The organism is Geodermatophilus ruber (genome assembly GCF_900114385.1).
Lineage (GTDB): Bacteria > Actinomycetota > Actinomycetes > Mycobacteriales > Geodermatophilaceae > Geodermatophilus > Geodermatophilus ruber.
The window spans coordinates 39673-65097 of sequence record NZ_FOSW01000004.1 but is presented as its reverse complement, the minus strand read 5'-3'; the positions used below and the strand labels follow the sequence as shown (position 1 = coordinate 65097).

Below are 25425 nucleotides of genomic sequence, written 5' to 3'. Positions count from 1 at the left end.
ACTATCGACAGCCGCGAGGTAAGTCTTTAAAGGGTTGCTACCTCTCACGTAGATGAGGGGTAGCAATCGGTTGAGGCTGAACCTGTTCCTGTGCGACATGAGCCCCGCCGTGCTGTCATCACACGGTGGTCCAGACTCCTGGGTTCCGGGACATCGGCGGAGTCCCGACGCCACTAGCCACCGGGTGAACAGTACTTTGGTCATAACCCCTGCCCGCCGGAAAGCGTCAGGGTTCACGCTTATGCTGTCAAGCAATGGAGGATCTGGCGGACCCGGGTGAAATGGTGCTAATTCACGTTGCTCGTGGCGCCGACTTGGTTCGGCTGTACGGACTGTCGTCGGCGACATCGGACGGCTTGTGCTGCCCCAGGGAAGGGGCGCACGTGCTCCGAGACATCGGCCAATCGCTTGCCGGAGTCCCCCTCGTGCTGAAGCAGGTCCAGTCCTGGCTTACCGCAGCGGCGTCGGGTGGGGAGGTGGTGATCAGGCACGGCGCCTATGCGGCACATGCGGAGGACGCGGTCGGTGTCGTGCTGGCGTATCTAACTGCGGTTGAAGGCGTCCTTGATCAGGCCGTCACCGGTCTGCGGGCCGCGCAGATCATCGCCGACACCTTCGAGGGTCGTGGGCAGGCCTCGGCGGAAGCCTGCTGCTACTTGGGTCCACAAATGTAGATAGTCGCGAGGAAGTCCAGCGCCGGTCGTGTTGCTGCTGCAATTCTTGCCTGAAGGACGCGCCGGACTACTAGGCGCTGGTCAAGGCCGGGATTACCGGTGAGGTCCCCACCTAAGGCGGAGACGCCTTCTCAAACCGCGAGATGGGACTGCGAGGTCAGTCGCCCTCCGACTTGTGGACCAACGCGCAACCTATATCGGCTACGTTGGCTGGAAGCGACGAGCGGTCACTAGCCGGTGCCGAGTCGCTCCGCGACCGTCGCCCGCCACTCGCGCTCTCGGCGTAGATACCGCGCGCTCATGCCTGGAGTCTTCTGCCGCAAGTATCTTTCGACCATCCGTCCATCAATCCCGTCCAGATCCAACTGGGTTGCGCAACCCGCCCTGAGGCTGTGACCGGTCCAAACGTGCCCGCACGGCTCCTCGGCTGCGTGATGGCACAGTCCAGCCATTACGGCGTAGCGTCCGACCAGTTCCCCGACCGCGCGAGCGGACAGCCGTGTCGGCCGGAGACAGCCCCAGCGATCGATGGGCCGAAAGATCGGTCCTCGCTGGATGCCGGAGGTGGCCAGCCATGCGTCCAGCGCATGCGCCGCGTCCCCGGCGATGGGATTGCTGCGCGGCAGCACCAGCCATTCCCCTTGTCCGTCTTGGTCAGCCTTGCTCCATCGGATGTGCAGGCTGGTTCGGTGTGGCTCGCGCAGCAGGTCCTCGACGTTGAGTGCTGCCACCTCGCTGCGGCGTAGGGCGGCGACCCAGCCGACGAGCAGGACCGCGCGATCGCGCAGACCGGTGAGGGAGCCAGTATCGCAGGCTGCAGCGAGGCGCCGGATGCCGTCGAGTAGTACCGGCGTGGCCTGCCGCTGCACGTGTTCGCGCGTGGCGCGGCGATGTCCGCGCAGCAGTCGCCGGACGACCTCATGCGCCGTCGGCGGGGTCTCCACCCCTGCCTGCCGGTGGGCCGAGGCGATCGCCGCCGCGGTCTGGGCGAGGGTGGAGCGGGCGCGTCCCTGCCGGTGCAGCCAGGTCAGGTGCAGCACCACGGTGGTCGGGTCGGCGGGAAGCGCGGCCAGCCCCCGGTCGGCGGCCCAGGCCTCGAAAGCGCGCCAGCGGCTGGCGTAGGCACGGTGGGTGGCGTCGGCGCGACCGGCGGCGACCAGGTCGGCGGCCTCGGCTGCGAGGGACTCGATCTCCGCAGCCAGGACGGCCAAGCCGTCTCGCTCAGCCGGATCGGTCCCTTCGACAGTGATCGCGGCCCCCTCCGCCCGCACTGCCACAGCCGTCATCCGATCCCCCTCCGAATCCACATCAAGAACCGCTAATCCCGTCTTCTCGGCGGTCTCAGAAGGCTTGTCTACCCGCAGGGTCTGACACTTCGACGCGACTGCTCGGCAGGTCTGTGGGGACCGATCGTCTACATGAACGCGGCCCGCGTCCGTGTAGACCTGTTCGCATGACCGGCCCTGCCCGTCGTACCGAGACACCGCGCACCACGGTGTTCCTGCGCGACGGCACTCCGTTAGTCGTCGAGGTCGTCGAGGACCCCGGCATCGGAAGGCCACTCCCGACCCCGAGCCGGTATCTACTGTCATGCGCCAACTGCGGCCACGATTTCGAGACCGGCGCGCGCGCTGCCCCCTACTGCTCGCTGCGGTGTCACGACGTCGCCAAGGCGGTGCGCGACACCCGGGGACGCCTCCGCCGCGACCCTCACGCGTTCCGCGATGGTGTTCCGTACGAGTGCCGAATCAAGATCGCTCATGCCCTCGTCGGCGGATACCAGAGTGCACGTCGGGCCATCCCTCCGCCGGTCAGGGGCGCGGTAAAGGCCCGAGACCGTGAGCGCTGCATGCTCTGCGGCGCGCTCGGCACCGAGATCGACCACATCAACGGGGACAGCAACGAAGCCGTGAATCTCCGGCTTCTGTGCGCACCGCATCACCGGGAGATCACGGAGCAGCGACTTAGGCCCATCACCGACCCTGCAACGAAGCACGAATACGACGCCATCCTGCACCGAGCACTGCGCACGCGTCCGGAGCGCCCGTGCGATGCCGAACGGTGGGACTGGCGTGCTTGGAGCCTGGAGAACCGACGCGCCTTGCACTGACTGAACGGGCACCGGTACCCGTGACGCGACCGTCCAGAACGGGGCCCGGCAGAGCCGGTTCTCCGGGAGCGCCGGCGGCCGAGGGTGCCGGACATGTGACATCGGATTGCCGGTAGACCCCCCCAAGGATCGAAGCGCGGCGAGCATCCCACCATGGGGTGACTTGGAGGATCCATCCGCCTGAGACGTCGGTTCTTGCACGTCGGCTGCCGATGGCGAGGCCGCCCCGCGGGACAGGACCCAGACAGGTGTCGGACCCGTCCCGCGGAGCCCCCGGGGGAAACGCCTGCTGGGGACCTCGACAGAACTGGACGGCAACCATGACTCTCGATTACTGGCTCGGGCGACAGCACGCTGATCCCCACACCGACGTGGACACGTGGTGCCTAGTGAAGGCGGGGGACCCATTGCTGACCCGACGGGCGGCGGATCTGCCCGGGCAGGACCTGATGCAGACGGTCATGTGGGGCGAGAAGATGTGCTTCGACACGCGCAGGTCGCTATGTCCGGCCCGGCGACCTGGCGGTCGTCATGGTCCCCAATGGATTGACGGCCGCGAAGCGGGACACAGCCCGGTTGGCGGCCTCACCTCACCTGGCCCCGGTCGACCGCCGCCCTCCTGGCTCAGGCCAAGGAAGCGGCAAGGGAGGCGATGACCACGTGCGGTGGTTGAACACGGACGTTGCCCGAGTCAGGCATCCGTCTACAGATGTAGACGGAGGCTGACCGACGGTCCGACGTGCACCCCAATCGCTCAGGAAGCACTCGGATCAGGACTGCCCTCCCACGTGCTCTGGGGCGCCCATAGACATGGCCCAGTCCAGGAGTGCGGGAACCATCGCAGCGGCGTGGTCACTCTCCTGGAGTTCCGCAGTCAGGCGTTCCAGCGCATCGTCCGCCGGGTCGCCATAGAACTCGTGAAGAGCGTTTAGACCGAGATCGGCTGCATCGAGCAGTCGGTGGCGGTAGCCACACGCGCATCCCAGCGCCACGAGATCGAACGGCTTCATCCAGCAATCCGCCTCGATCAAGCGAGCACCGTCAATGCGCAAAGGCACCGTCGTCATGTAGTGGCTGATCATCAGTGCGGCCGGGGGACGCGGGTGGAGTCGAACATCGGGACGCCGTGCACGATGACGGGCACCCCAGTGAGCGCGCCAAGCGCATACCAGTACGAAATCAGGTCCCTAGCCTCGCGTTCTTCGTTCGGATGGGCCATGTGCTCGTACGGGAGCCGTGCCCCCTCTCCGCGAAATGCCTCACTCTTCTCCCAGCAAGTGTCACAGCCGCGGGGCGCCTGTCCCGGCTGACAAGGCAGATGAGAGTCAGGGTGATCACCGGCCTCGGCCCACAGCAGGTAGTGCGCGAGTGCCACCGGATCAGTCGGCCGGTCTCGCAAGTACGGCGGTAGCACCAAAGCCAGCGCCTCCGGCGGCAGCGATTCAATCCGACCGTGTAGACCGTCCATCAGGCCCTCTCTTCGATGGCACCACACATGGGCGCCTCAAGATCATCATCTCGCACAGGACTGACAGTTCTCGAACGCTCGAATGAAGCGCTCGGACGACCGCCCGAATCCGGACCAGCGATGGAGACCGGCCTATCGACTTGGGCAGCAGCGGACCTTTCCTGAGTCCTGCGGACAGCACGGCCGCGTCGCGCAGCCGTCCACCTCGGCGAGGCGGTGACCAAGACGTCTGACGCCAAGAGGTGGCGTGAACCAACCGAAGAGCACCGCGCACCAACCCAATGGGCGCTCCGGACATCCGCGTGGAGCCCTCGGCGCCGATCCGAGACAGCCCGACGGACACGCACAGTTACACGCAGGCGTATGCGACACCGAGGGGCTAGCGATACCCGCCGGTATCCAGCCCGCCACGCTCACACTGCGCTATCGCCGATCACGCGATCGGGCGTTCTTCGAGGTGGCCCAGAAATGTTTCTGCGAGTCGACCGAATCCGTCAGGCACCGGCCGATTACAGGGCGGCACTGCCCGGAAGAGCCGGGCAGGACGACGCCTTGGAGGGCAACGAAATGCACGAGTTGGATCAGATCGAGCCGGGGGACCTCGGTAACGGCCGTCGCCTTATCGACGTCGCGGAGGCAGCGCAGCGGCTCGGCATCTGTGAGCGCCATCTGCGGAGCGAGATCGCCTTGGGCCGCATGCCGCACCGGCGCCTTGGCGGCAAGGGCGGGGCGCGCGGGCGCATCAAGGTCCTTTTCCCCGACGACGTTGACGCCTACCTCCGGGAAGCGGCAGCGGGACCGGCGGCCGCCTGACGGCGCTAACAATCCACGAAGAATCTGGACGGTAGCGTTTCCCATGACTAGGTCACTCAAGCAGTCGATGCGACCTGAGCCCCAGCGTCGCAAAGGCACCGGCAGCGTCGCCCAACTCCCTTCAGGCAAGTGGCGGCCGCGCCTGACCGTGCGAGGACAACAGGTCGTCTTCCAACCCACGCTCTACGAATCCCGCGAAGACGCGCTGGCGGCACTCGATCGCTACCTGGAAGAAACCGACGCCACGCGGGACAAGCGCGCTCAGGGCGAGCGGCTGCTCGGCGCGGAAGTTGCCCGCTACATCGATGAGCGGGTGCTCTACGACGACCTGTCCGAGAGTAGCGAGTCCGATCTTCGTGACCTCGCCAGGAATGTGATTGGCGCTCCCGAGTTCGGTATCGGCCATCTTCGTCTTGTGGACCTAGCCCAGAACCGAACCCTGGCCAGGACCTGGATGAGCAAACTCAAGGAGGTGCCGGAGCGGGTTGCGCGCGGTCGAGAAGGCAAGCCCAGGCAGGGGGCCAGCCGCCGCATCAAGGCCCTCCGTCTCGCGCGCGCCGCCATCAAGGAAGCGATCGACGAAAACTGGATCGACAGGGACCCCTTCAAGGATGTCCGTGCCGTGAAGAAAGGCAAGACCGCGTCAAGCGTCAGGAAGGCCAAGTTCTTCTTCACGCCTGCCGAGATCGTCGAACTATGCGTCTCCGCTCCCGCGGAAAAGGATCGGTTGATGTTGGAGGTTGCCCTCTGGGCTGGCCTCCGCCCCGGTGAGGTTCGGGCAATGGACGGCATCACGGTCCTGCCCGCGGAGCCCAAACTCAACGTTGAGTATTCGCTCAACGAGAAGTGCGTGGGCGGCGCAAAGCGGGGGCCGGTGAAGAACCGCAAGAGTCGGTTGGTGACCATTCCTAAGCCCTTGTGGCAGCGTCTCCTTGCCTGGTCCGAGGCCCAGGGCCGCCGCCCCGGCCAGCCACTGTTCCCTTCCGCGACAGGGGGGTGGTGGCTGTATGGCGTGTGGTCCCGGTACTCCTGGCAGCCCACGTTGGCGACCGCCGCCAAGGCGCTGCCCACGCTTAACGGCGACCCAACAACCCACGTCAAAGGCCGCCGCCTGGCTCCCACGCCGTACGCGATGCGCGCCACTTACATCTCAATGCTCCAAGCGGCCGGTGTCTCCCAGCGTCGAGTGCAGGCCCAGGTAGGACACGAAGGCGGCAGCATGGTGACCGACATCTACTCGATGTCCGAGGAGGACGGGGTCGTCGAGTGGCGGGAGGCGCGCAAGGTGCGCGCCAAGGGCTGGGGCCTTCAGAAGACGCTGACTGCCATGTACAACGCGATCTGGGCGGCCTACGGGCCGGATGGCGGCCGAGATAGTCTTGCGTCCGACGTCGTCCCGGCTAACGCGTCGTACCAGTTCGCTCGCGGAGAGGCCGCCGAGGAACAGGCAGCCTGACGCGGAACGGTCGCCGGTGCCTGCTTCGGTCGGGCCGGTCGGCGTAGCGGAGTTGCGGGCTCGCCCCGTCCAAGAGACCTACCTCCGCCTCTGGATCGTGAGGCATCCGCCAACCATGTCGTGCGTACCGGACGCCGGATTGCCCTAGGAATCGGCCGCTCGCTGGCGGTGGAGAGCGCCTGAGCCCGTCCTCCGGATGTCGCCTCGTCGGACCCTGCCCCTACCGTCGGCCATGCCCGACGGGCAGAGGGCCTGCCGATAGCGTCGGAGGGACCGAAGTCGGCTGGGGGCAAGCGTGGCGAACAAGAGCACCATCGAATGGACCGAAGCGACCTGGAACCCGACGACCGGCTGCGACCGCGTATCGGTCGGTTGCGACAACTGCTACGCGCTGACGCTGGCCAAGAGGCTCAAGGCGATGGGTGCCGAGAAGTATCAGAACGACGGTGACCCGCGCACCAGCGGGCCGGGATTCGGGGTCACTGTCCATCCGCGGGCGCTGTCTATCCCGTTCTCCTGGCGACAGCCCCGGCTGGTGTTCGTCAACTCGATGAGCGACCTGTTCCACGCCCGCGTGCCGCTGGACTTTGTGCGTCAGGTCTTCGCCGTCATGGCCGCGACGCCGCAGCACACCTACCAGGTGCTCACCAAGCGCGCAGCCCGCCTGCGGAAAGTCGCCGACCACTTGGATTGGCCGGACAACGTGTGGATGGGCGTCAGCGTGGAGAACAGCGACACCTTCGACCGCATCGACGATCTGCGCAGCGTTCCGGCAGCCGTTCGGTTCCTCTCCTGTGAGCCCTTGCTGGGTCCGCTCGACGGCATCAACCTCGACGGAATCGACTGGGTCATCGCCGGAGGAGAGAGTGGCTCCGGCCACCGGGCCATGGACCCGGAATGGGTCATCAACCTGCGGAATGCCTGCCAGAACGCGCAGGTGCCGTTCTTTTTTAAGCAATGGGGCGGGCGCACTCCCAAGGCTGGGGGCCGGACATTGGAGGGCCTCGTCTGGGACGAGATGCCCGCTCGGCCCCTCGCGACCGCATAGCGACGCCCGTCCTCGGAGTGCCTTATCAGGGCGTTAGTGGAGCCGACGTGGCGGGTACTTACGCGCATGTCATTCCTGAGCAAGGGGGAATCATGGCGAAGTCGACGCGCAACAGCGGCAAGTCCTGGACATCGAGTGCGAAGGCTCAACTCCGCAGCCTGGCCTCCGGCAACACGCCGACCCGAGTGATCGGGCTCAAGTTGGGGCGCTCCGAGGCAGCGGTCCGCAGTCAGGCCGCGAAGCAGAACACCAGCCTCAAGCCGACGAACCAGTCCCCCTACAACCGCAGGTCTCGGTAGCCACCGGTCAGGCGGCCGTAGGCGGAAGGACGACCAAGTCTCGGGTCCTCTTGGTGCCGCCGACACCGGTCGTCGCGGTGCCACCCTGCTGGTGCAGCGCCTTCACCGCCTTCCGGACGACCGACTCTCTGACCTGCCCATAGAACTCACCGAAGACGGCTCTCGTGTGGTCGACCACGCGGAACCCAGCAGGGTGGCTGTGCAGGAGGTAGCGGAGATTGTCGGTGATGACCGGCAGGGCGCGCTCCTCGACCGTTTCCAAGACCGGGCGGATCGTGGCGGTGGCCGGAAACAGCGCGTCCGGATCTGCCTCGACCTCGACCTCTTCGAGGGTGTCCCACCACGCCTGGGTGGCTCGGGCGACTGCGTCTCCGAACACCCAAAGCCCATGGGCCTTGCGACTGCCGAAAATGAGGTCGTAGACCGGCTTATGGGTCGGCGCACGCCGCACCGGAACCGCGACCAGGTGCATGCCCGTCGCGGCGCTCATGCGCTCGGAGAAGCCAGCCACGACCGCCTCGACGGCTGCGTCGTTCACGCCGTTGGAGAAGAGTTCGCGCCACCATCGCCCGCCGACGGCGTCGTCCATGCGCCGGAGGGTCGCTTCGTTGCGTTGGCCGGTGACGTGGCCGCCGATGCGCCGAACTGCGTCCAGGCTGAAGTTCAGCAGGAACTCGGTGGGGGGCCACTCCTTCTTTCGCTCGCCGTTGAGGAGCCCGCTCATCCGGTTGAACGGCAGGCCCAGCCCGCAGGGGTCCAGGAACGCGAACAGGGGGCATCCGACGGCGGACCTGATGACCTGGTCGAGCACGTCCTGCACGTCGCCCCGATGAGCGAGGGCTGTGACCCCCTGAGCGACGTACTCGGCTACCACGTCGCCCAGTGCACGAGCGGATTCTGGGTCCTGCTCAACGAAGTAGCAGGTCCAAGCCAAGCCGACGCGCTCGAACTGGGACTGCGCGACCATCAAAATCTTCTCCGCAGATGCCGGAGTCCCGTCGGTGTATCGCCCGCGTCCGGCGTAACCATCGAGATAGACCACCCGCCGCCCAATCGACCCGGTCATCCCAGCGAACTGGGGGACGTACTTGTCGAGCAGGGTGTGCTTGAAGACGCTCGGCAGCGCCTGTCCGGACCAATACCGCTCTCCGGCCCCCGTAGCCATGGTGGTCCTCCTCACAGACCCACGAAGGGTGCCAGACGCACGCGACAGCGCATGGCCGACACGGTCGGGATCCGGCGGAGGGCGTTAAAGGAGTTCCTCACGGCGCGGGGTAGCAAGTCCTAGTGCCGCGACTGCCAATCCATGCCCGGGACAGACCGGCCGGAGTCATAGTTCGACCCCGGGGTTCGGCCATAAGTACGAACAGTCCCGCCCCCGTGTCCGGCTCACCGGCTCACGGAACCTCCAGCCGTGGGCGCTCTCATGCCGTTTGCCTCGACGCGAAGGCGTCCACGTCGAGGCCAGCCGCACGATAGCGGTCGAACGGGTCGCGCCCGTCCCACGCGGCTGGCATGGACCGAGACAAACCAGCAGCACCGAGCCGTAAGTCCTCCTCGACGGTGATGACGGCGAGGACGAGCCGGTCGGCGACGATGCGCCCGAACGCCTCGACGGTCGGCTCCGCCGCGAGCAGGTCCCGAGACAGCAGGTTGAGCGGGTAGACGTGCTCGGAGCGGACCGGCGCTCCGGCGACATTGGGCAGCGCCCGTGCTGCCTCAGACCACAGCACATTCGAGGGACGCCACTCGCCCCGGCGTCGTGGCGTGAACCAGTAGTCGAGCGAGCGCATCGCGCCCTGCCGCGTCACGCGGACGAACTCCATGAGTGGGGCGTCGCCGGTGAGTCGCGCCTCGCGCTCGACGTCGGGTCCAGCAACCGTCAAGGCTCGAACCAGGGACGACAGGACGTTAAGGACGTGCACAGCCTCGGACGAGCAGCCGCGCGGGAGGTTCAGCGGCACCCTCAAAGCGGGCAGCGTGGTCACGGGTCGAAAACTACAAGGCGGCCCTCGGGCTGGGAGGGCTCCGTGCCCACAGCGCTCAGCCCTTGATGACGGGCAGCGCGCTTGGGCGTGGGGGCAGTCCCCTGGACGCTCTTGCTGTCGTAGAACGGTCCGATGCTCGCATCCAGCGTTGAGTGCGGTCGGGGAAGCGGAGCGTTCACGTCATCACGGCCCCTGCCTTAACCCCCGCCAGAAACCAGGGCAAAGGTTGGCAGCCGCAGTACTAGTGACGTGGCACCTTGGTGGGCGCGGCGCCCGCTAGCGCTGCAGCCACGTACCCGCGTACGACTTCTCGAAAGGATTGGCATGGGCGAAGTGCGGCCGGACGAGCCGTCCGACGAGGAGGCGACCGCCCACCAGGAGACGCCGCGCGACGGAACCGCTGGCGACCCTCCATCAGCACAGCCGTCCGCGGCAAGTACCCGGCCGCGTGCAGGCTTGGGTCAGCGGGGTTTCCGACTCAACGAGACCCTGGCTGCTCAACTGCGGCAAATCACGCGCGATCCGGTCGCCGACCTTGCCCGGCGGCTTCAACAGCAGTCCGACGTAGCCCGCCGGATCGCCCGGACGGTCGCGACGAAGGCGCCCATCATCCCGGCGTCCACCTGGGACACGATCGTGCCGAAGATGCCGGTGATCTACGACGAGTCGTGGATGCGGCGGCTGATGGAAACGCACACCGAGGCGTTCCTCGAACAGATCCGCGTGGACATCCCACCGGTCGACTTCTCTCGGCTGATACGGCCTGACGTACTGGCCGGACTCGATCGGCTCATCGAGTCGGTCCACCGGCTCATCCCGGAGAACCTGCGCGACCTAGACGTCGAGGACTGGGCCCGGCTGGTCGAGATCAGCGAGGAGCAGCGGGTCGGGCTCGTCTGGGTTCCCCACGAGGACGTGCTGCGACTGCTGCTGGCCGCGAACACGGCCGATGACCGCGCCCGTGTCCTGACCGAGCACGTTGACACCATCCTCGACGACTGCATCGCGTCCCTGATGGAGACCACCCACGAGGACCTCACGGAACTGGTGGACTTCGCACAAGAGGCCGTCGACACGCACCGCGTGGGCCGCACCCGGGCCGCACAAGCCCTCGCAACGAACGTCCTGGACACCGGCTTGGAGCAACACCATGTCGGCGGCGTGAAGGCCCTGCGCGCGGAAATCAAGCGCCTGCCTGACTTCGACGAGGACACCGTCTCCCTGCTGGAGATGCGGCTACGGATGGTGACGGCGGGGATTCCGCCCGCGTACAACGGCTACGACTACCGGAAGCGGAGTCCGCGGTTCTCGCGGACCGGCACCGCGCACGCGGTGAACGCGGCGCTGTACACGCCGGAGAACTCGCTGCGGGCGATCAGCCTGGCCACGGTCTGGCTTCGGTGGCTGCACGAGACGTGGACCGACTGACCAGACCGCGGACCGCCCGCGCAAGGCCCATGGCCACGGCGACATCGGACATGGAGTAAGCCAGGGCCTGAAGCACCGGCTGCGCTCGGCGCCGCGTGACACATCCGTGTCACGATCCGGCGCAGAAGCCTGCACCTCCTTGCAGTCCGCTGCCGTCTTTGCAGGTCAAACGCTGAGGTTGCGCTTTCCCGCAGGGTTTGGATCGGTTTCCTAAACCGTGTGTCGGAGGTTCGAATCCTCTCGGGGCCACCACCAGGAGCTAACCGTTGACCACCGGTCGGGCTGACCGTTGGTCAACGGTGGGCCTCCCGGGGACAGCGAACGGCCCCGCCGGCCCCGATGAGGGGGTCCGGCGGGGCCGTCGTCGTGTGTGAGGGGTCGTCGCGGCCGCCGGGCGCGGCTCCGTGGCTGCCGCGGCACCGCCGCGGGGGCGTCTGGGGCCGTCTGCGGGCATGCCGAGGCCCCGGCGCGCCCGTCGTGGGCACGCCGGAGCGCGGGTGGTGCGGTGCGGGGTGGTGCGGCCGGTGGCTAGGCGCCCGGTGGGGCGCCGGCGCGGGCGTCGCCGGCGGCGGCAAGTTCGCGTTGCGCGTCGATGCGCTTGCGCATCTCGTGCCGCAGCCGGTTGTGCATGCGCGGCTTGCGGGTGGCCCGCGGCGCCGGGCGGTGACCGGTGGCGGCCAGGGCGGCCGCGGCGGCGGCCTTGTCCTGTCGGGCGGTGAACGTCTGCATCAGGCGCAGGTTGGCGGCCATCACCAGGAACAGCGTCATCAGGCTGACCCGGGCCAGGCCCATGACGCGGAACCGGCCGCGGGTGACGTTCTGCGCGGCGTCGTTCTTGACGTTGCCGAAGATGCCCTCGACGCGGTTGCGCCGGTTGATGCTGTCCAACCACTCGGCCGAGCCGTGCGGCAGCGGCTGCCAGAACGGCAGCTCGGTCATCTGCACCCGGGACTTCTCCTGCCCGCAGATCTTGGGCAGCGCGCGCGGGGTGAACACCGTCGGGTCGGTCGTCGGCCGGCGGCCGCTCGGTGCCTTGCCCATCGAGTGCGGCTTGAGGTCGCAGCGCAGCGACCCGAGCAGCTTCATCGCCTTGCAGCCGAAGTCCCAGGAGCCGTCGTCGCGGCGGCCGCCGACGGCGTGCAGCGCGTACGGGGCCCGCTGGGCGACCTGGGCCTGGTAGGCGAGGATCTCGGACTTGGGTGCGCCGACCTTCGGCGGGGTGAGGTTGCGCAGGTGCTCGGGCAGGCGGGGGCTGTAGGGCTGGCCGTCGACGACGATCGCGCCGTTGCGCAGCGGCCAGCGGCCCTGCCCGAGCTGGTGGGCGGTGAGGTAGTGCACCGAGTCGAAGCCGAGGGCGAACACCGGCCAGATCCAGTCGTCGGCGCGCTCGACCTCGGAGGTGTAGAAGCGGTCGGCGAGGATGTCGCGGCGGGGCCGGTGCGCGCGGCCGGCGGCCTCGTCGGCGCGCTCGTGGTCGGCGACCATCCGGGTGAGCAGCTCCAGCCCGGCGACGCGAGAGTCGGCGTTGGCCGCGGTCAGCTCGATCCGCTCGGTCAGGCAGGGGGTGTCCTCGCCGCCGACCTCGCCGACGCGGACCACGCCGTGCAGCCAGTAGCCGAACCAGCCGCTGCCCTTGCCGTTCCACCGGGCGTCGGGGTCGCTGATCAGCTCCGGGCGGCGGGGCTGCTTGTGGTACTGATGCGCCCAGCTGGGCACCTCGGAGGCGTCGACGCCGTAGGAGCCGGTGTGCACGGTCTCGGGCAGGGTGGCGTCCAGGCCGCGGTCGAGCACGTACCGCAGCCGGGTCAGGTTCTCCATCAGGGCCGCGGCGTGCGCGGCCTCGAGCTGGCGGTGCAGGTCGCGGCGCAGCGCCCGGTTCTCCTCGCCGGGGTGCTCCTCGCGGATGGCCTCGTGGCCGGCGCGGCGGGCGGCGAGGTTGTGCGGTGAGTGCGGGGACGGGTCGAGGGCGTGCGCGACCTGGTTGAACAGCCGGGACACCATCCGCTCGGTGAGCTGCTCGGGCACCCCGAGGCGGTGCTTGTCCGACGGGTGCAGGGCGTTCAGCAGCGCGACCGCGTCGCGGACGATCATCGCCTGCTCGGCCAGCGCGAGCAGCAGCAGCCCGACCAGCAGGGTGCGTACGCGCAGCACCCTGACCCGGCCACCGGTAGGGCGCCGCTCCTGGGCGGGCAGCAGCGACTCGAGGTAGCCGGCCAGCGGGCCGCGGTCGACGGTGGCCTCGGCCAGGGCGACCAGCGCGCGCGGCACCCGGACGACGGTCACCTTGTCCGGGCCGATCAGCGGTGCGTCGGCCGAGGCGGCGGCGAGCGCGGCCCAGTTGCCGGTGCGGCGCCCGCGGACCGGCAGCGCGACCTCAATGTCTCCGTCCGCGCCGCCGGGGCCGTCGGCGGGGTCGTCGGGGAGGACCTCGCCGGTGTGCGGGTCGACCCTCACGGCTGCTCCCGCAGCGGCGGTCGCGGGGCGGGGTGGGTGAGCCCGGGCAGCAGCAGCTGACCGGCGGTGGGCAGCGGACCGGTGCCGCAGCGCAGCGCGGCCTCGTAGGCGGCGTCGTCGAGCGCGGGCAGCCGGGCGGTCAGCGACGCGAGGATCCGCTCGCCGCCGATGCCGGCGGCGCGCAGCAGCGCCGGGTAGGGCACGCCGCCGGCCAGGACGGCGGCCAGCCAGGTGTGCCGCAGGCGCAGCGCGTTGAGCGTGAACCGCTGTTCGGCTGCCCAGCCAGATGAGTCGATGGCCCGGTCGGTGATCCGGGTGGAGCGCGGCAGCCGCTCCAGCAGCGGCCGCTCGCCGGCGGCGGCCGCGGCGTCGAGGACGGCGGCCTCGCACGCGGCGAGCACGGGGATCCGCCGCGGCGACGGGCCGGCGGTGGTGAACACGGCCGCGGCCGGGGTGCGGGTGACCGCCTCACCGGTGACGTGCACCGGCTTGCCGTCGACGACGGTGACCAGGTCCTCGTTGCGGGCGCCGGTGCCGCAGATCAGCCAGACCATCCGGGCCAGGCGCTCGCCGACGCGCCCGCCGAAGCGGGGACTGCGGTGCCCGGCGCAGAAGTCGAGCACCTCCTCCAGCTCGGCCGCGGTGAGCGGGGCGGCGGGCTCGCCGGCGGTGAACTTCCGCGCCGGCGGCGGCGTGGAGGGCACCAGGACCCGGCCGATGGTGCGCAGCCGGGCGTTCCAGGCGGAGGCGAACTGCGGCGGCAGGGTGAATGCGTCGGGTCCGCGCCCGACGTGCCCGCCGGCGAGGGTGGTGGCGACCGCGTCGGGTCCGTACCAGCCGGCGACGGTGCGGTTGGTGCCCAGCAGCAGGTGCACCCGGGCGTGCAGGCCCAGCGCCCAGCCGATGTTGCCGCCGCCCCGGCGGACGCCGGCCGGCCAGCCGACGGCCATGCCGAGGCGGACCAGGTCGGCGACCAGGACCCACTGCTCGTCGGAGAACGAGCGGTTGCGGTAGCCCGTGACCGCGTCGGCGGCCTCGGCGGGCAGCTCGGCCAGCGCGATCGCCAGCCGCACCGCCACCTCGTCGTCCACCGGCGCCGGGCTCGTCCCGGCTGGCTGGACCGCTGCGGGGGCCGGCTTGGTCGTGGCCGTGCGCGGGCGGCGCGCAGCCCGCGGCGCACTCGTCGCCGGTTTGCGGGCCGCGGCGCCGCTGCGGGTGAACGTCGGGTCAGCCACGACGGCCACCCGGGGCCCGCAGCCCGGCCGCTGCAGCGCGACGCGCATCCCCCGTGATGTGGCGCATGGCTTCCTCCGCAGCCGACTGCGCGCCGGGGGAAGACGGCGCCGTGTTCGAACAGGTGATCGAAGGTTCCCAGGAGTCGCCATCAAGATCAAGCCGGCGGAGTGCGGCTCCGGAGGGGTGGCTGGTGTGCGTCATGCAGAGGACCGGTTCGGCGTCACCGGCCGCCCCGCAGTCGCGCAGTGCTACGGGAACTCGTAGCAGCAGCGTGCGCTCACTGCGTGCGTGCGCGGCTAGCGTCCGATCCGTGCCCGGTCCCGCTGCCCGTGGTCGCGGGCAGTGGCCGCACATGACCTTCGACGACGTGCCCGACGAGGGTCTGCGGGCCGCCTGCGTGCTGGTCCAGGACGTCGCCGCAGCGCTGCTCGCCCAGCTGGAGGACGGGAAGCTGGCGGAGGTGTCCAAGCGCGAGCTGGCCCGCCGGGCCGGCGTCGGCCAAGCGACGCTGTGGCCGCTGCTGGCCGGGACGCTGTGGCCGCGCATCGACACCCTGATGCGCGTCGCTCAGGCCGCTGGCCTGCGGATCAGCGTGCTGTAGAACCGGCCGTCTGCGCCGGTCAGTCGCGCGCGCCGCGGCGGTCCAGCAGCCGGAAGGCGTGGACGAGCAGGCCGTAGGCGCACAGGTAGGAGTTGGCCAGCCCGCCCACGCTGCCGCCGGCGGAGAACTCCGCCATCCCCGCCGCGTCGGCCGCGGCCGCCTGCGCGGTGCCCTGCCGGCCCAGCAGTGACCACGGCAGGCCGTGCGCCGCGCCCGAGCCGCGCCGCCACTCGCTGCGGGCCTCGACGGCGAGCTCCCGGCTGCCCCAGGTGGCCAGCACGGCGTGGTAGATCACGTCGGTCGCGCCGAGGACGGCGGTGGCCTGCCCGTCGGCGGCTCGCAGGGCGGTCAGCTCCGCCAGTCGCCGCTGGGTGTGCTGCAGCACCGTCTCGGTGCCGTGACGGGTGTCCGGTGTCAGCGCCCGCAGATCGCGGAGGAACGCCAGGTGCTTGGCGTAGCTCTCTGCGGCGAACGTGCGGGCCCGCTTGCACCGCTCGCCGCGCTCGTCCGGGGCCAGCACCCACACCGCCTGCGCGGCGGCGAGGATCGCGGTGCGGGTCAGCGTCTGGTGGGCGAAAGGGAACAGCTCACCGGCCTCGATGTGGACGCGCACCGCCTGCAGGTGGTCCCGCGCGGCGCCCATGCCGGTGAGGGCGGACTGGGTGACCGGCAGCCACGGCCAGTCGGCGTCGTCGCCGGCCAGCTCGCTGCCGGGCTCGGGCACGAACACCACCTGCATCTGCTGCTGCCACCGGTCGAGCTGGTCGAACGTGTCGCGGATCTGCGCTTCCCGGCTCGGCGTCACCTGCGCAGTGTCACCGACGCCCCGGGAGGCTGTCGGGAACGGCCCTCGGCTGCTTGGCTGGCGGGCGTGGATGAGCCGACAACGTGGCGCCGGCACCCGGTGCTCGGGGAGACCGAGGTCGGGCAGATGCCGGCGATCCACGCCGTCGTGGTGATCGCCGACGCCTACGGAGGGCACACCGACACCTGGGGCGTCGACGACACCGGTGCCGATCAGGTGTCGTGCCCGGCCTGCGGCTGGCGGCAGGTTCTCGTTCCGGGCGGGCCGACGGTCCACGAGGTCAGCGACGCGCACCTGCTCGACGTCGCGGTGCCGGTGCTGGTCGCCGCCGAGGATCTCGCCGAAGCAGACGTGCCGGCGTTCCGCCGCCGCGCGCCGGGCTACCCCGGCCCCCTGGAGGCGCTGCTGGCCGAGCTTGCCGACCGCCCGATCGTGCAGCAGCCTGTTGCACAACCGGCGACCGCCGGGTCCCGGCGTCCGCCTCCGGCGAGCCAGGCGGCTTCGATCGGAGAGTAGGTGGGTGGCCGCCGCAGGCCCCCGTCGGAGACCGTGACGTACACGGTGCGGTGCCGGTCCGAGCTGCGTGCCGCAGGGTCTGTCGGACCACACTGTCCGGAGCCGGGAGCGGCGTGTGGAACGCTGCCCGCCAACTGGCCCCTGCGGTAGGGGTCTCGATCCACGGGAGACATCGTTGGAGACGTCCGTTCGCGCTCTCGCGCTCGTCGCGGCTGCGGCCGCCACACTGATGGGAGTCGCCGCACCGGCCCAGGCGAAGGGTTCCGCGTTGTTCGGGTACGGCTCGCAGTTCCTTCTCGGTGACTCGCTCGGCGGTACCGCGAACCACGTGTTCAGCTACGGCAACGCGGGGGACACGGCCTACTTCGGGGACTGGGACGGCAACGGCACCGACACCCCGCTGGTGCGCCGGGGCAACAGCTTCTACCTGCGCAACAGCCTCAGCAGCGGGACCGCCGACACCGCCTTCTCCTACGGCGACCCGCACGACGAGATCCTGGTCGGCGACTGGGACGGTGACGGCACCGATACCCTGGCTGCGCACCGCGGCGGCACGTTCTACGTCAGGAACTCACTGACCACCGGTGCCGCTGACAAGGTGTTCAACTTCGGCGACCCGAACGACGTCGTGCTCGTCGGGGACTGGGACGGCGATGGTGCCGACACCGTCGGCGTCCTGCGCGGCAACACCTACTTCCTCATGCCCGCCGAGGGCTCCCACGCCGGTGTCACGACGTTCGCCTACGGGGACCCTTCCGACCGCGTCCTGGTGGGCGACTGGGACGGCAACGGCACCGACACCCCGGCGGTGAGCCGAGGCAACACCTACTACCTGAAGAACAGCCTGACCTTCGGTTCAGCAGACGTCGTCACCCGCTACGGGAACCCGGGCGATCTGGCCTTCGCCGGCGACTGGGACGGCAACGGCACCGACACCTTCGGCGTCCGCCGCTCGACGAGTTCCGACCCCCAGCAGAACCCCCGCGACTGACTTCCGCCGCGCCGCCTGCTGCTGCGTTCCTCACCAGCAGGCGGCCCGCCATTCGCCGGCCCCACCGCCGTCGCACCAGGCTGAGGTGTCCGAAGCCTGGCATGAGCCGAAGCAACACAGCACCGGTGGGGTGCCGGCGATTGCCAGCCCCGAACCGGACACGGTGAACTCGACACCTCCCGCGTCCTGAACCCTGCCGCGCCGGGAGCCCGGGCCGATGCCCACACACCGCTATCGGCCGCGTCGAGGAGAGTGGTCCGCACGCCCGGGGCCGTCCAGTAAGCGTGGCCACGCGGCGCCAGCACGTTGCGGCAGCGAGCGCGGTCGTCCCAGCGCCGGCTCAGCCGTCCCGCGGTGCCCCTCGATGCCCCCGCGAAGCCAGCACCGCGGAGGTCTTCAGCAAGGTGCTGCCGCTCTCGCCTGCGACGAGCGCATCCAGCAGGCGACCATCCTCGAGCAGCTCACCTGAGCCGGCCGGCGGCGGGCATGTAAGAAGTCGGCCGCTAACGTGTAAGAAGTCACCCTGACGCAGCCCTCCGCTGCTGGTCAGAGCAACGGTTAGCACCCCACCACGCGATGCACACCGGGTACCGGTGCTCCCATGGGAGCACGCAATGCGGCGGTCGCGGCGGCGGGCCAGTGGACCGACCCCGACGACGGCATCCGCTACCCCGCCGGTGAGGTGCACGCGTGGGAACGCGGCCGCAACGAGACGGTCTGCGGGCTGGCGCTGAGCAGATCCCGGCTGGCCCGCTTCCCGCACGTCAGCTGGGCGGACGTGCAGCCGGAGTCGGGCCGGCACGCGGAGGAGGTGCAGGCCGTGTGCCGCCGCTGCCGGGCGGCCCAGGGTGCCCGCCGGGACGAGCGCGGCTGGACGCGGATCGATCCCCGCCCCTAGGGCTCGGGCTCGACCACGCCGCCGATCCGGTCCAGTTCCTCCAGCTCCACCGGGCCGAGCACCCGCGCCGCGGATTCCAGGTTCTGCTGCAGGTGGGTGAGCGACCGCGTGCTGGGGACGGGCAGGATGTTGGGGGAGCGGGCCAGCAGCCAGGCCAGCGCCACCTCCGTCTCCGTCGTCTCCAGCACGCGGGCCACCCGCGCCAGCGCCGGCGCCTCGACCGGGGGGAACCCGCCGAGCGGCAGGCACGCCACGAAGGCGATGCCCGCGCGGGCCAGCGCGTCCACCAGAGGGTCGTCGTGGCGGTGGACCACGTTGTAGTGGTTCTGCACGCACACCACCGGTGCCACCGCCTCCGCCTCGGCGAACCCCTGCGTCGTCACGTTGCTCACGCCCAGGTGGCGGATCAGCCCCTGCTGCTGCAGCTCGGCGAGGGTCTCCATCGGCTCGGCCGGCGACCGCTCGATCGGCTCGCGCTGGCCGGGCATGCGCAGGCTCACCACGTCCAGGACGTCGAGGCCGAGCTGGTCGAGCTGGTCGTGGACCGCCTGGCGCAGTTCGGCGGGGGAGAGTGCCTCCACCCAGCGGCCGTCGGAGGTCCACCGGGCACCGACGGTGGTGACGATGGTCAGGTCGTCGGGATAGGGGTGCAGCGCCCTCCGGATCAGCTCGGTCACCGGGCGGGGGCCCTCGTAGTCGCCGGTGTCGATGTGGTCCACCCCCAGGTCCACGGCGCGGCGCAGGACGGCGACGGCGGTCCGGCGGTCCGGCGGGGGCCGCCCCGCGGCGTCCGGGCCGGTCAGCCGCATCGTGCCGTAGCCGAGGCGGTCGACCCGGCGGTCGCCGAGACGGAATTCGCCGGACCGTTCTGCGGTGATCCTCATGGTCCGGGTCCTACCCACGCGGTGGCCGGCACGCGCTCCGGACGTGCCTCTCGTCGGCCGCTATCATCGATGCATGACGATGACATCGACGTCGGCCGGGAGGGTGCTCGAGCTGCCGCGCGACGAGTCCGCGGCGCTGTCGGTGGCGGCGGCGTGCCTGTTCCGCAGCCTGGGCGACCCCACGCGGCTGGCGATCGTGCGGCACCTGGCCCTCGGCGAGCACCGGGTGGTCGACCTGACCGCCCACCTGGGCCTCGCCCAGAGCTCGGTCAGCGCCGCGCTGGCCTGCCTGCGGGACTGCGGCGTGGCCACGTCCCGGCCGCAGGGGCGGGCGTCGCTGTGGTCGCTGACCGCCGCCCCGGAGCTGCGGGAGGTGCTCGTCGCCGCCGAGCGGCTGCTCGCGGTCACCGGCGACGCCGTCGCGCCCTGCCCGGCCTCCGGCGCCGAGGCGGCCCCGGCGCCCGGGCAGGCCCGATGAGCGCCGGCCACTCCCACGGGCACGGCCACTCCCACGGCCACGGCGCGCTCGAGGACCGCCGCCGTCTCGCCGTCGTCCTGGGGCTGACCGCCACCGTGCTGGTGGTCCAGGTGATCGGGGCGCTGGTGTCGGGCAGCCTGGCGCTGCTCGCCGACGCCGGCCACATGTTCACCGACGCCGCCGGCCTCGGGATCGCGCTCGTCGCGGCCACCCTCGCGCTGCGCCCGGCCACCCCGCGGCGCACCTGGGGGTACCACCGCGCCGAGGTCCTCGGCGCCACCCTGCAGGCCGCGGTGCTGCTGGCCGTGGGCGGCTGGATCATGATCGAGAGCATCCGCCGGCTGTTCGATCCGCCGGAGATCTCCTCGACCGCCGTCCTCGTCTTCGGCGCCGTCGGCCTGCTCGCCAACGTGATCGCAATCGTCGTCCTGACCCGGGGCGGGCGCAGCAGCAACGTGAACATGCGTGCGGCGCTGCTCGAAGTCGTCAACGACACCCTCGGCTCGGTCGCCGTCCTGGCCGCCGCCGGGGTCATCGCGCTGACCGGCTGGCAGCAGGCCGACGCGGTCGCCTCGCTGGTCATCGCCGTGCTGATCATCCCGCGCACGCTGAAGCTGCTGCGGGAGACCGTCGGGGTGCTGCTGGAGAGCGCCCCGCCGGGGCTGGACCTCGACGACGTCCGCCGGCACCTGCTGGCGCTCCCGCACGTCCTCGACGTGCACGACCTGCACGCCACGCAGATCACCAGCGGGCTGCCGGTGCTCTCGGCGCACGTGGTGGTGGAGGACTCCTGCTTCTCCGACGGGCACGCCCCCCAGGTGCTCGACCAGCTGCAGACCTGCCTGGCCGAGCACTTCCCGGTCAGCGTCGGGCACTCCACCTTCCAGCTGGAGATGGCCGGCCACGCCGCGCACGAGCTCCACGCGCACGTCTGAGTTCGTCCGCCGCGCTGGGAGTGCCGCCGAACGGCGCGAACCGAACTACCGTCGAACCGTGGTCATGCTGCTGGCCGAGCTCGTCCTGGTGGCGCTGTTCGTGAGCCTGGTGGTGGTGCTCGTGTGGGCGGCACGAGCCGCGCTGCAGGCGGCCCCCGGCCCGGCGCGGCTACCGTCCCGGCGGCGCGCCCAGCTCGCTGCGGCCGTCTCCCAGGCCCGGTGGGCAGCGGCGCACGACGAGGTGGACGGCGCCACGCGGATCCTGCTGCGCCGCGGCTACACCGGGCTGGACGGAATGCCCGTGGTGCTCGAGCAGCGGGTGTTCGACACCGTCCGGGCCGACGAGACCGCCTGGGAGTCCCGCTTCACCGAGGCGATGTCCGCCGCCCGGTTCCGCTGCGCCTACCTCAACGCCGAGGAGTCGCTGGGCTGAGCGCCCGCCCGCCCGCCGTGGCCGCGGCGGGCGACGGCAGGATGGGCGGCATGGGACAGGTCGTCGCCACTGCTGAACTGCTCGTCCGGGCACCGGCGGACCGGGTGCGGTCCGCCCTCGCCGACTACACCGGGGCCCGCCGCCGGGCGCTCCCCGAGCAGTTCAGCGACTACCGGGTCGAGGCCGGTGGCCAGGGCGCGGGCACCCGCGTCGCCTGGCGGTTCGCCGCCACCTCCCGGCGGGTCCGCGACCAGCTGGTCGAGGTGACCCAGCCCGACGCCGACACCCTGGTGGAGACCGACACCCGCTCCTCGATGGTGACGACCTGGACGGTGCGCCCCACCGACGCGGGCCTCACCACCGTGCGCGTGCGCACGACCTGGAACGGCGCCGGGGGCGTCGGCGGCTTCTTCGAGCGCACCTTCGCCCCCCGGGGCCTGCGCCGCGTCCATCAGGACCTGCTGGCCCGGCTCGACCAGGACCTGGCCGCCGGCTGACCCGTCGGCGCCGCGAGCGCCGGCGGGGGACGATGGCTCGGTGACCGCGCCCCCCGTCCTCGAGCCGACCGTGCCGGAGGCCCTCGCGGCGCTGGTGGGCGACGGCGACGTCGTCGTCCTCTCCGGTGCCGGCCTGTCCACCGACTCGGGCATCCCCGACTACCGGGGCGCCACGGGGTCGCTGCGCCGGCACACGCCGATGACCTACCAGACCTTCCTCCGCGACCCCCGCGGCCGGCACCGCTACTGGGCCCGCAGCTTCGTCGGCTGGCGGCAGATCCGCACCGCCCGGCCCAACCGCGGGCACCAGGCCGTGGCCGACCTGCAGGCGGCCGGGGTGGTGACCGGGGTCATCACCCAGAACGTCGACGGGCTGCACCAGGCGGCGGGGGCGCGGGACGTCGTCGAGCTGCACGGCGGCCTGGACCGCACCGTCTGCCTGGCCTGCGGCGACCTCGCCGGGCGGGCGGAGCTGGACGAGCGGCTGCAGGCGGCCAACCCGCACTTCGGCGTCCGCGCCGAGGAGATCAATCCCGACGGCGACGCCGAGCTGCCCGACCAGGTGCTCGACGCGTTCGTGATGGTGGACTGCCGCGCGTGCGGGGGCGGGCCGCTCAAGCCCGACGTCGTCTTCTTCGGGGAGACGGTGCCCCGCGACCGGGTCGACGCCTGCTTCGCCATGGTCGAGGACGCCGGCGCCCTGCTCGTCCTCGGCTCCTCGCTGACGGTGATGAGCGGCTATCGCTTCGTGCTCCGCGCCGAGAAGCTGGGGATCCCGGTGGCGCTGGTCAACCTCGGGCCCACCCGCGGCGACGCGAAGGTCGACGTCCGGGTGAACGCGCCGTTGAGCACGGTCCTCCCGGAGCTCGCCCGCCGGCTGGCCGGCTGAGCGGTGCAGACCTTCCTGCCCGTCGCCGACTTCGTCCAGAGCGCCCGGCTGCTGGACTCGCCCCGCCTGGGCAAGCAGCGCGTCGAGACGCTGCAGATCCTGCGGGCGCTGGAGCTGCCCGACTACGGCTGGGCCACGCACCCGGCCGTCCGGATGTGGCGGGGGCGCACCCCGGCCCTGGTCGCCTACGGCCTGGCGATGGTCCGGGTGTGGCGCGAACGCGGGTTCGCCGACAGCACCCTCGAGCAGATCGCCGAGTTCGCCCCCGAGGTGGTCGGTGCCGGCCAGGACGAGCTGGCCCGCGCCGGCCTGCTGCCTTCGTGGCTGGGGGACGAGGCGCTGCACCGCTCGCACCGGTCCAACCTGCTGGCCAAGGAGCCCGCCTTCTACCGGGCGCAGTTCGCCCCGCTCTTCGGCACCGAGCCCGACGACCTGCCCTACGTCTGGCCGGAGCCCGACGACGTCCCGCCCGCGGCCCCGCCGGAGGGCGTGCGGGTCTGGGTCGTGCGGCCGCGGTCGCACGCCGAGCTGGGCGCCTGCCTCGCGGCCGGGGTGGTCGGCCTGGGCACCCGGTCCGGCATCGACGTCGACGCCACCGGCCTCGCGCCGGTGCAGCTGCGTGCCCTGGCCAAGGAGCTGTCCGGACGGCGGCCGGCCAAGGACCTCCGCCAGCTGTCCGCCTTCCTCGACGAGGTGCGCCCCGGTGACCGGGTCGGCCTTCCCGTCGAGCGCGGCGCGGGCCTGCTGCTCGGCGAGGTGGTCGGGGACTACCGCTTCGAGGGCCGGGAGCTGCTGCCGCACCGGCGGCCGGCCCGCTTCGCCGGGGTCGTGCCCCGGTCGGCGGCCTGCCCGCCGGCGAGCCTGCAGGATCCGCGCGCCCTGTTCTCCGTCGTCCTGGACCCGAAGGCCCTGGACCCGAAGGCCCTGGACCAGGCCTAGGTGCCGCTCTCCGGCAGCGGCACGTTCTGCAGCCGGACCTGGCCGCGGGCGACGAGCTTGCCGTCCTCCGCGCGGGTCAGCAGCACCTGCCAGAGCTGCTGGGTCCGCCCCTGCTGGATGGGCTCGGCGAGCACCGCGAGCCGGCCGGCGGTGCTCGCGCGCAGGAAGTCGGTGTTGTTGTTCAGCCCGACGGCGAACTGCCCGCGGTCGGCGACCGCCGCGCTGGCGCCGATGCTCGCCGCCGACTCGACCACGGTGCAGTAGAGGCCCCCGTGCACCACGCCCCAGGGGGTGTGCTGGTCGGGGCCGACGTCGACGTGGCCGGCGACCCGGGTGCCGCTGAACTCGGTCACCTCGAAGCCGGACGCCGCGACGAACCGGCTGGCCGCGGCGAGGTCGACCGAGGGGATCGGCCCGCTCACGCGTCCCACACCAGGCAGAACGGGTGGCCCGCCGGATCGGCGTAGACCCGGAAGTCGCCGCCGCCACCGGGCAGCCGGCGGGCGCCGAGGGCGAGCACCTTCGGCTCGGCCTCGTCGACGTCGGCGACCCGGACGTCGAGGTGGAACTGCTGCGGCCGGTCGGGGTCGGGCCAGTCCGGCGGTCGGAGGTCCGGCGCCTGCTGGAAGGCCAGCCGGTAGCCGGCTCCGGTGATGACCACCCAGTCATCGCCCGGCTGCCCCTTGCTGACCTCCATGCCCAGCAGGCCGGCGTAGAAGGTGGCGAGCGCGTGGGCGTCGGGAGCGTCGATGACGACGGAGTGCAGTTGGCCGATCATGAGCCCATCCTGACGGTCGGTGCCGGCAGGGGCAGGATGGTCCCGTGCCGGACAGCCCTCCTCCCTCGTCGATCGTGCCGCACCTGGGCTCGCTGACCTGGACGCCGGCTGCTGCCCGGCCCGAGCTGCTGGCCGCGCCGGTCGCTGCTGCGCTGGGCGACCTGACCGGGCCCGCCTGGGTGGCCGAGATCGACGACCAGCTCGCCGACACCGCCGCCTTCACCGAGGCCTACGGGGTGCCGCTGGAGGTCTCGGCGAACTGCGTCGTGGTCGCCGCCCGCCGGGCCGGGCAGACGATGCTGGCCGCCTGCCTGGTGCCGGCCACCCGGCGGGCCGACGTCAACGGGCTGGTGCGCCGCCACCTCGGCGCCCGCAAGGCCTCGTTCGCTCCCCAGGACGTCGCGGTCGCCGAGAGCGGCATGGCCTACGGCGGGATCACCCCGATCGGCCTGCCGCCGTCCTGGCCGGTGCTCGTCGACCCCGCCGTCGCCGCCGCCGACCTGGTGGTCGTGGGCTCGGGGACCCGGGGCAGCAAGCTGGCCGTGCCGGGACAGGTGCTGGCCGCCCTGCCCGCCGTCGAGGTGCTGGAGGGGCTCGGCCAGCCGGTGGTCGAGCCCCCGAGGCCGGCCGCCGTGGCGCCGGCGGAGCGGGCACCCGACGACCGCGACGTCGGCTGGGGCGAGCGCCCCGACGATCTCTCCGCCGGCGACCGGCGCTACCTGGAGGACCGCCCCCCGCACTGGGGCAGCGACTGACCCAGCACTGCCCGGTCAGCGTGGTGCCCGTATCCACTCACGGCGGGTGCGT

The 25425-nt window shown here is 71.3% G+C and carries 27 protein-coding genes; 17 read left to right on the top strand and 10 right to left on the bottom strand.

Features of this window, described 5'->3' with window-relative positions; genetic code table 11:
- Positions 1–254 precede the first annotated feature (254 nt).
- Complete coding sequence (locus tag BMZ50_RS07870) at positions 255–674, top strand: hypothetical protein (RefSeq protein ID WP_091322915.1); 420 nt, start codon at positions 255–257, stop codon at positions 672–674.
- A gap of 230 nt (positions 675–904) precedes the next feature.
- Here BMZ50_RS07870 and BMZ50_RS07865 read toward each other — a convergent pair whose 3' ends face one another.
- A complete protein-coding gene (locus tag BMZ50_RS07865; RefSeq protein WP_177212708.1) occupies positions 905–1960 on the bottom strand; it encodes a tyrosine-type recombinase/integrase in 1056 nt (351 codons plus the stop codon).
- A 167-nt stretch (positions 1961–2127) separates the two neighbouring features.
- On the opposite strand from BMZ50_RS07865, the gene BMZ50_RS24125 reads away from it, so the two are divergent.
- Positions 2128–2784, top strand: coding sequence for an HNH endonuclease (locus BMZ50_RS24125; protein ID WP_177212707.1), 657 nt, complete (start codon positions 2128–2130; stop codon positions 2782–2784).
- Positions 2785–3554: 770 nt separating this feature from the next.
- On the opposite strand, the gene BMZ50_RS07860 is transcribed toward BMZ50_RS24125, so the two are convergent.
- Entirely contained in the window at positions 3555–3866 is a 312-nt protein-coding gene (locus tag BMZ50_RS07860; RefSeq protein ID WP_091322911.1) for a hypothetical protein, read from the bottom strand.
- An 854-nt stretch (positions 3867–4720) separates the two neighbouring features.
- On the opposite strand from BMZ50_RS07860, the gene BMZ50_RS07855 reads away from it, so the two are divergent.
- From BMZ50_RS07855 to BMZ50_RS07845, 3 genes are all read left to right on the top strand, one after another.
- Positions 4721–5065: a helix-turn-helix domain-containing protein gene (locus tag BMZ50_RS07855; RefSeq protein WP_091322908.1), complete on the top strand. Its 345-nt coding sequence runs from the start codon at positions 4721–4723 to the stop codon at positions 5063–5065.
- A 43-nt stretch (positions 5066–5108) separates the two neighbouring features.
- Positions 5109–6521 carry a tyrosine-type recombinase/integrase gene (locus BMZ50_RS07850; RefSeq protein WP_091322906.1) on the top strand — a complete coding sequence of 471 codons (1413 nt, stop codon included), beginning with the start codon at positions 5109–5111 and terminating at the stop codon, positions 6519–6521.
- A gap of 295 nt (positions 6522–6816) precedes the next feature.
- On the top strand, positions 6817–7569 hold the full coding sequence (locus BMZ50_RS07845; protein ID WP_091322904.1) for a DUF5131 family protein: 753 nt from the start codon (positions 6817–6819) through the stop codon (positions 7567–7569).
- Positions 7570–7875: 306 nt separating this feature from the next.
- On the opposite strand, the gene tcmP is transcribed toward BMZ50_RS07845, so the two are convergent.
- Both tcmP and BMZ50_RS07830 read right to left on the bottom strand, forming a co-directional pair.
- The gene (tcmP, locus tag BMZ50_RS07835) at positions 7876–9033 is read right to left on the bottom strand and encodes a three-Cys-motif partner protein TcmP (protein ID WP_091322901.1); all 1158 of its coding nucleotides are present in this window, start codon (positions 9031–9033) and stop codon (positions 7876–7878) included.
- Between the two features lie 259 nt (positions 9034–9292).
- Positions 9293–9856, bottom strand: coding sequence for a hypothetical protein (locus BMZ50_RS07830; protein ID WP_091322899.1), 564 nt, complete (start codon positions 9854–9856; stop codon positions 9293–9295).
- 324 nt (positions 9857–10180) lie between these two features.
- Between BMZ50_RS07830 and BMZ50_RS07825 the strand changes: the two genes are divergently transcribed.
- Positions 10181–11284: a hypothetical protein gene (locus BMZ50_RS07825; protein ID WP_091322897.1), complete on the top strand. Its 1104-nt coding sequence runs from the start codon at positions 10181–10183 to the stop codon at positions 11282–11284.
- Between the two features lie 528 nt (positions 11285–11812).
- Here BMZ50_RS07825 and BMZ50_RS07820 read toward each other — a convergent pair.
- Both BMZ50_RS07820 and BMZ50_RS24120 read right to left on the bottom strand, forming a co-directional pair.
- Positions 11813–13738: a hypothetical protein gene (locus BMZ50_RS07820; protein WP_091322895.1), complete on the bottom strand. Its 1926-nt coding sequence runs from the start codon at positions 13736–13738 to the stop codon at positions 11813–11815.
- Positions 13735–14973 carry a hypothetical protein gene (locus BMZ50_RS24120; RefSeq protein ID WP_177212706.1) on the bottom strand — a complete coding sequence of 413 codons (1239 nt, stop codon included), beginning with the start codon at positions 14971–14973 and terminating at the stop codon, positions 13735–13737. The genes BMZ50_RS07820 and BMZ50_RS24120 overlap by 4 nt, the downstream gene beginning before the upstream one ends.
- Before the next feature lie 311 nt (positions 14974–15284).
- Between BMZ50_RS24120 and BMZ50_RS07810 the strand changes: the two genes are divergently transcribed.
- Positions 15285–15575: a helix-turn-helix domain-containing protein gene (locus tag BMZ50_RS07810; protein ID WP_143087119.1), complete on the top strand. Its 291-nt coding sequence runs from the start codon at positions 15285–15287 to the stop codon at positions 15573–15575.
- Between the two features lie 19 nt (positions 15576–15594).
- Here the strand turns inward: BMZ50_RS07810 and BMZ50_RS07805 are convergent, their stop codons facing one another.
- Positions 15595–16380, bottom strand: coding sequence for a hypothetical protein (locus BMZ50_RS07805; RefSeq protein WP_091322887.1), 786 nt, complete (start codon positions 16378–16380; stop codon positions 15595–15597).
- A gap of 66 nt (positions 16381–16446) precedes the next feature.
- On the opposite strand from BMZ50_RS07805, the gene BMZ50_RS24115 reads away from it, so the two are divergent.
- The 3 genes from BMZ50_RS24115 to BMZ50_RS07790 all read left to right on the top strand — a co-directional run bounded on the left by BMZ50_RS24115 (position 16447) and on the right by BMZ50_RS07790 (position 18785).
- Positions 16447–16896 (top strand): hypothetical protein, encoded by a 450-nt coding sequence (locus BMZ50_RS24115; RefSeq protein WP_177212705.1) that lies wholly within the window; start codon positions 16447–16449, stop codon positions 16894–16896.
- 175 nt (positions 16897–17071) lie between these two features.
- Positions 17072–17887 carry a hypothetical protein gene (locus tag BMZ50_RS07795; RefSeq protein WP_091322883.1) on the top strand — a complete coding sequence of 272 codons (816 nt, stop codon included), beginning with the start codon at positions 17072–17074 and terminating at the stop codon, positions 17885–17887.
- Positions 17888–18488: 601 nt separating this feature from the next.
- Complete coding sequence (locus BMZ50_RS07790) at positions 18489–18785, top strand: hypothetical protein (RefSeq protein WP_091322881.1); 297 nt, start codon at positions 18489–18491, stop codon at positions 18783–18785.
- On the opposite strand, the gene BMZ50_RS07785 is transcribed toward BMZ50_RS07790, so the two are convergent.
- Positions 18782–19669, bottom strand: a complete 888-nt coding sequence (locus tag BMZ50_RS07785) for an oxidoreductase (protein ID WP_091322879.1) — start codon at positions 19667–19669, stop codon at positions 18782–18784. The genes BMZ50_RS07790 and BMZ50_RS07785 overlap by 4 nt on opposite strands.
- A 73-nt stretch (positions 19670–19742) precedes the next feature.
- Between BMZ50_RS07785 and BMZ50_RS07780 the strand changes: the two genes are divergently transcribed.
- Genes BMZ50_RS07780 through BMZ50_RS07755 form a run of 6 tightly spaced genes read left to right on the top strand, consistent with a single transcriptional unit; the run spans position 19743 to position 23840 of the window.
- A complete protein-coding gene (locus BMZ50_RS07780; RefSeq protein ID WP_091322877.1) occupies positions 19743–20147 on the top strand; it encodes an ArsR/SmtB family transcription factor in 405 nt (134 codons plus the stop codon).
- Positions 20144–21082, top strand: coding sequence for a cation diffusion facilitator family transporter (locus BMZ50_RS07775; protein WP_091322875.1), 939 nt, complete (start codon positions 20144–20146; stop codon positions 21080–21082). The genes BMZ50_RS07780 and BMZ50_RS07775 overlap by 4 nt, the downstream gene beginning before the upstream one ends.
- Before the next feature lie 58 nt (positions 21083–21140).
- On the top strand, positions 21141–21515 hold the full coding sequence (locus tag BMZ50_RS07770) for a hypothetical protein (protein ID WP_091322872.1): 375 nt from the start codon (positions 21141–21143) through the stop codon (positions 21513–21515).
- Between the two features lie 50 nt (positions 21516–21565).
- A complete protein-coding gene (locus tag BMZ50_RS07765; RefSeq protein WP_091323542.1) occupies positions 21566–22012 on the top strand; it encodes an SRPBCC family protein in 447 nt (148 codons plus the stop codon).
- Between the two features lie 40 nt (positions 22013–22052).
- Complete coding sequence (locus tag BMZ50_RS07760; protein WP_177212704.1) at positions 22053–22901, top strand: NAD-dependent protein deacetylase; 849 nt, start codon at positions 22053–22055, stop codon at positions 22899–22901.
- A gap of 3 nt (positions 22902–22904) precedes the next feature.
- Positions 22905–23840 carry an MSMEG_6728 family protein gene (locus BMZ50_RS07755; RefSeq protein WP_091322869.1) on the top strand — a complete coding sequence of 312 codons (936 nt, stop codon included), beginning with the start codon at positions 22905–22907 and terminating at the stop codon, positions 23838–23840.
- Here BMZ50_RS07755 and BMZ50_RS07750 read toward each other — a convergent pair.
- Both BMZ50_RS07750 and BMZ50_RS07745 read right to left on the bottom strand, forming a co-directional pair.
- Positions 23837–24262, bottom strand: coding sequence for a PaaI family thioesterase (locus BMZ50_RS07750; RefSeq protein ID WP_218146160.1), 426 nt, complete (start codon positions 24260–24262; stop codon positions 23837–23839). The two genes, BMZ50_RS07755 and BMZ50_RS07750, sit on opposite strands and share 4 nt — an antisense overlap.
- A complete protein-coding gene (locus BMZ50_RS07745; RefSeq protein WP_091322867.1) occupies positions 24259–24618 on the bottom strand; it encodes a VOC family protein in 360 nt (119 codons plus the stop codon). The genes BMZ50_RS07750 and BMZ50_RS07745 overlap by 4 nt, the downstream gene beginning before the upstream one ends.
- 44 nt (positions 24619–24662) lie before the next feature.
- Between BMZ50_RS07745 and BMZ50_RS07740 the strand changes: the two genes are divergently transcribed.
- Positions 24663–25373 (top strand): YbaK/EbsC family protein, encoded by a 711-nt coding sequence (locus BMZ50_RS07740; protein WP_218146159.1) that lies wholly within the window; start codon positions 24663–24665, stop codon positions 25371–25373.
- Positions 25374–25425 lie beyond the last annotated feature (52 nt).

Excerpts from the sequence above, each read along its gene's own strand:
- BMZ50_RS07780 (WP_091322877.1), top strand. The coding sequence starts at position 19,743 with ATGACGATGACATCGACGTCGGCCGGGAGGGTGCTCGAGCTGCCGCGC.
- BMZ50_RS07855 (WP_091322908.1), top strand. The coding sequence starts at position 4,721 with ATGTTTCTGCGAGTCGACCGAATCCGTCAGGCACCGGCCGATTACAGG.
- BMZ50_RS07785 (WP_091322879.1), bottom strand. The coding sequence starts at position 19,669 with ATGAGGATCACCGCAGAACGGTCCGGCGAATTCCGTCTCGGCGACCGC.
- BMZ50_RS07745 (WP_091322867.1), bottom strand. The coding sequence starts at position 24,618 with ATGATCGGCCAACTGCACTCCGTCGTCATCGACGCTCCCGACGCCCAC.
- tcmP (WP_091322901.1), bottom strand. The coding sequence starts at position 9,033 with ATGGCTACGGGGGCCGGAGAGCGGTATTGGTCCGGACAGGCGCTGCCG.
- BMZ50_RS07860 (WP_091322911.1), bottom strand. The coding sequence starts at position 3,866 with ATGATCAGCCACTACATGACGACGGTGCCTTTGCGCATTGACGGTGCT.
- BMZ50_RS07765 (WP_091323542.1), top strand. The coding sequence starts at position 21,566 with ATGGGACAGGTCGTCGCCACTGCTGAACTGCTCGTCCGGGCACCGGCG.
- BMZ50_RS24125 (WP_177212707.1), top strand. The coding sequence starts at position 2,128 with ATGACCGGCCCTGCCCGTCGTACCGAGACACCGCGCACCACGGTGTTC.
- BMZ50_RS07870 (WP_091322915.1), top strand. The coding sequence starts at position 255 with ATGGAGGATCTGGCGGACCCGGGTGAAATGGTGCTAATTCACGTTGCT.
- BMZ50_RS07850 (WP_091322906.1), top strand. The coding sequence starts at position 5,109 with ATGACTAGGTCACTCAAGCAGTCGATGCGACCTGAGCCCCAGCGTCGC.
- BMZ50_RS07865 (WP_177212708.1), bottom strand. The coding sequence starts at position 1,960 with ATGACGGCTGTGGCAGTGCGGGCGGAGGGGGCCGCGATCACTGTCGAA.
- BMZ50_RS07825 (WP_091322897.1), top strand. The coding sequence starts at position 10,181 with ATGGGCGAAGTGCGGCCGGACGAGCCGTCCGACGAGGAGGCGACCGCC.
- BMZ50_RS07775 (WP_091322875.1), top strand. The coding sequence starts at position 20,144 with ATGAGCGCCGGCCACTCCCACGGGCACGGCCACTCCCACGGCCACGGC.
- BMZ50_RS07790 (WP_091322881.1), top strand. The coding sequence starts at position 18,489 with ATGGGAGCACGCAATGCGGCGGTCGCGGCGGCGGGCCAGTGGACCGAC.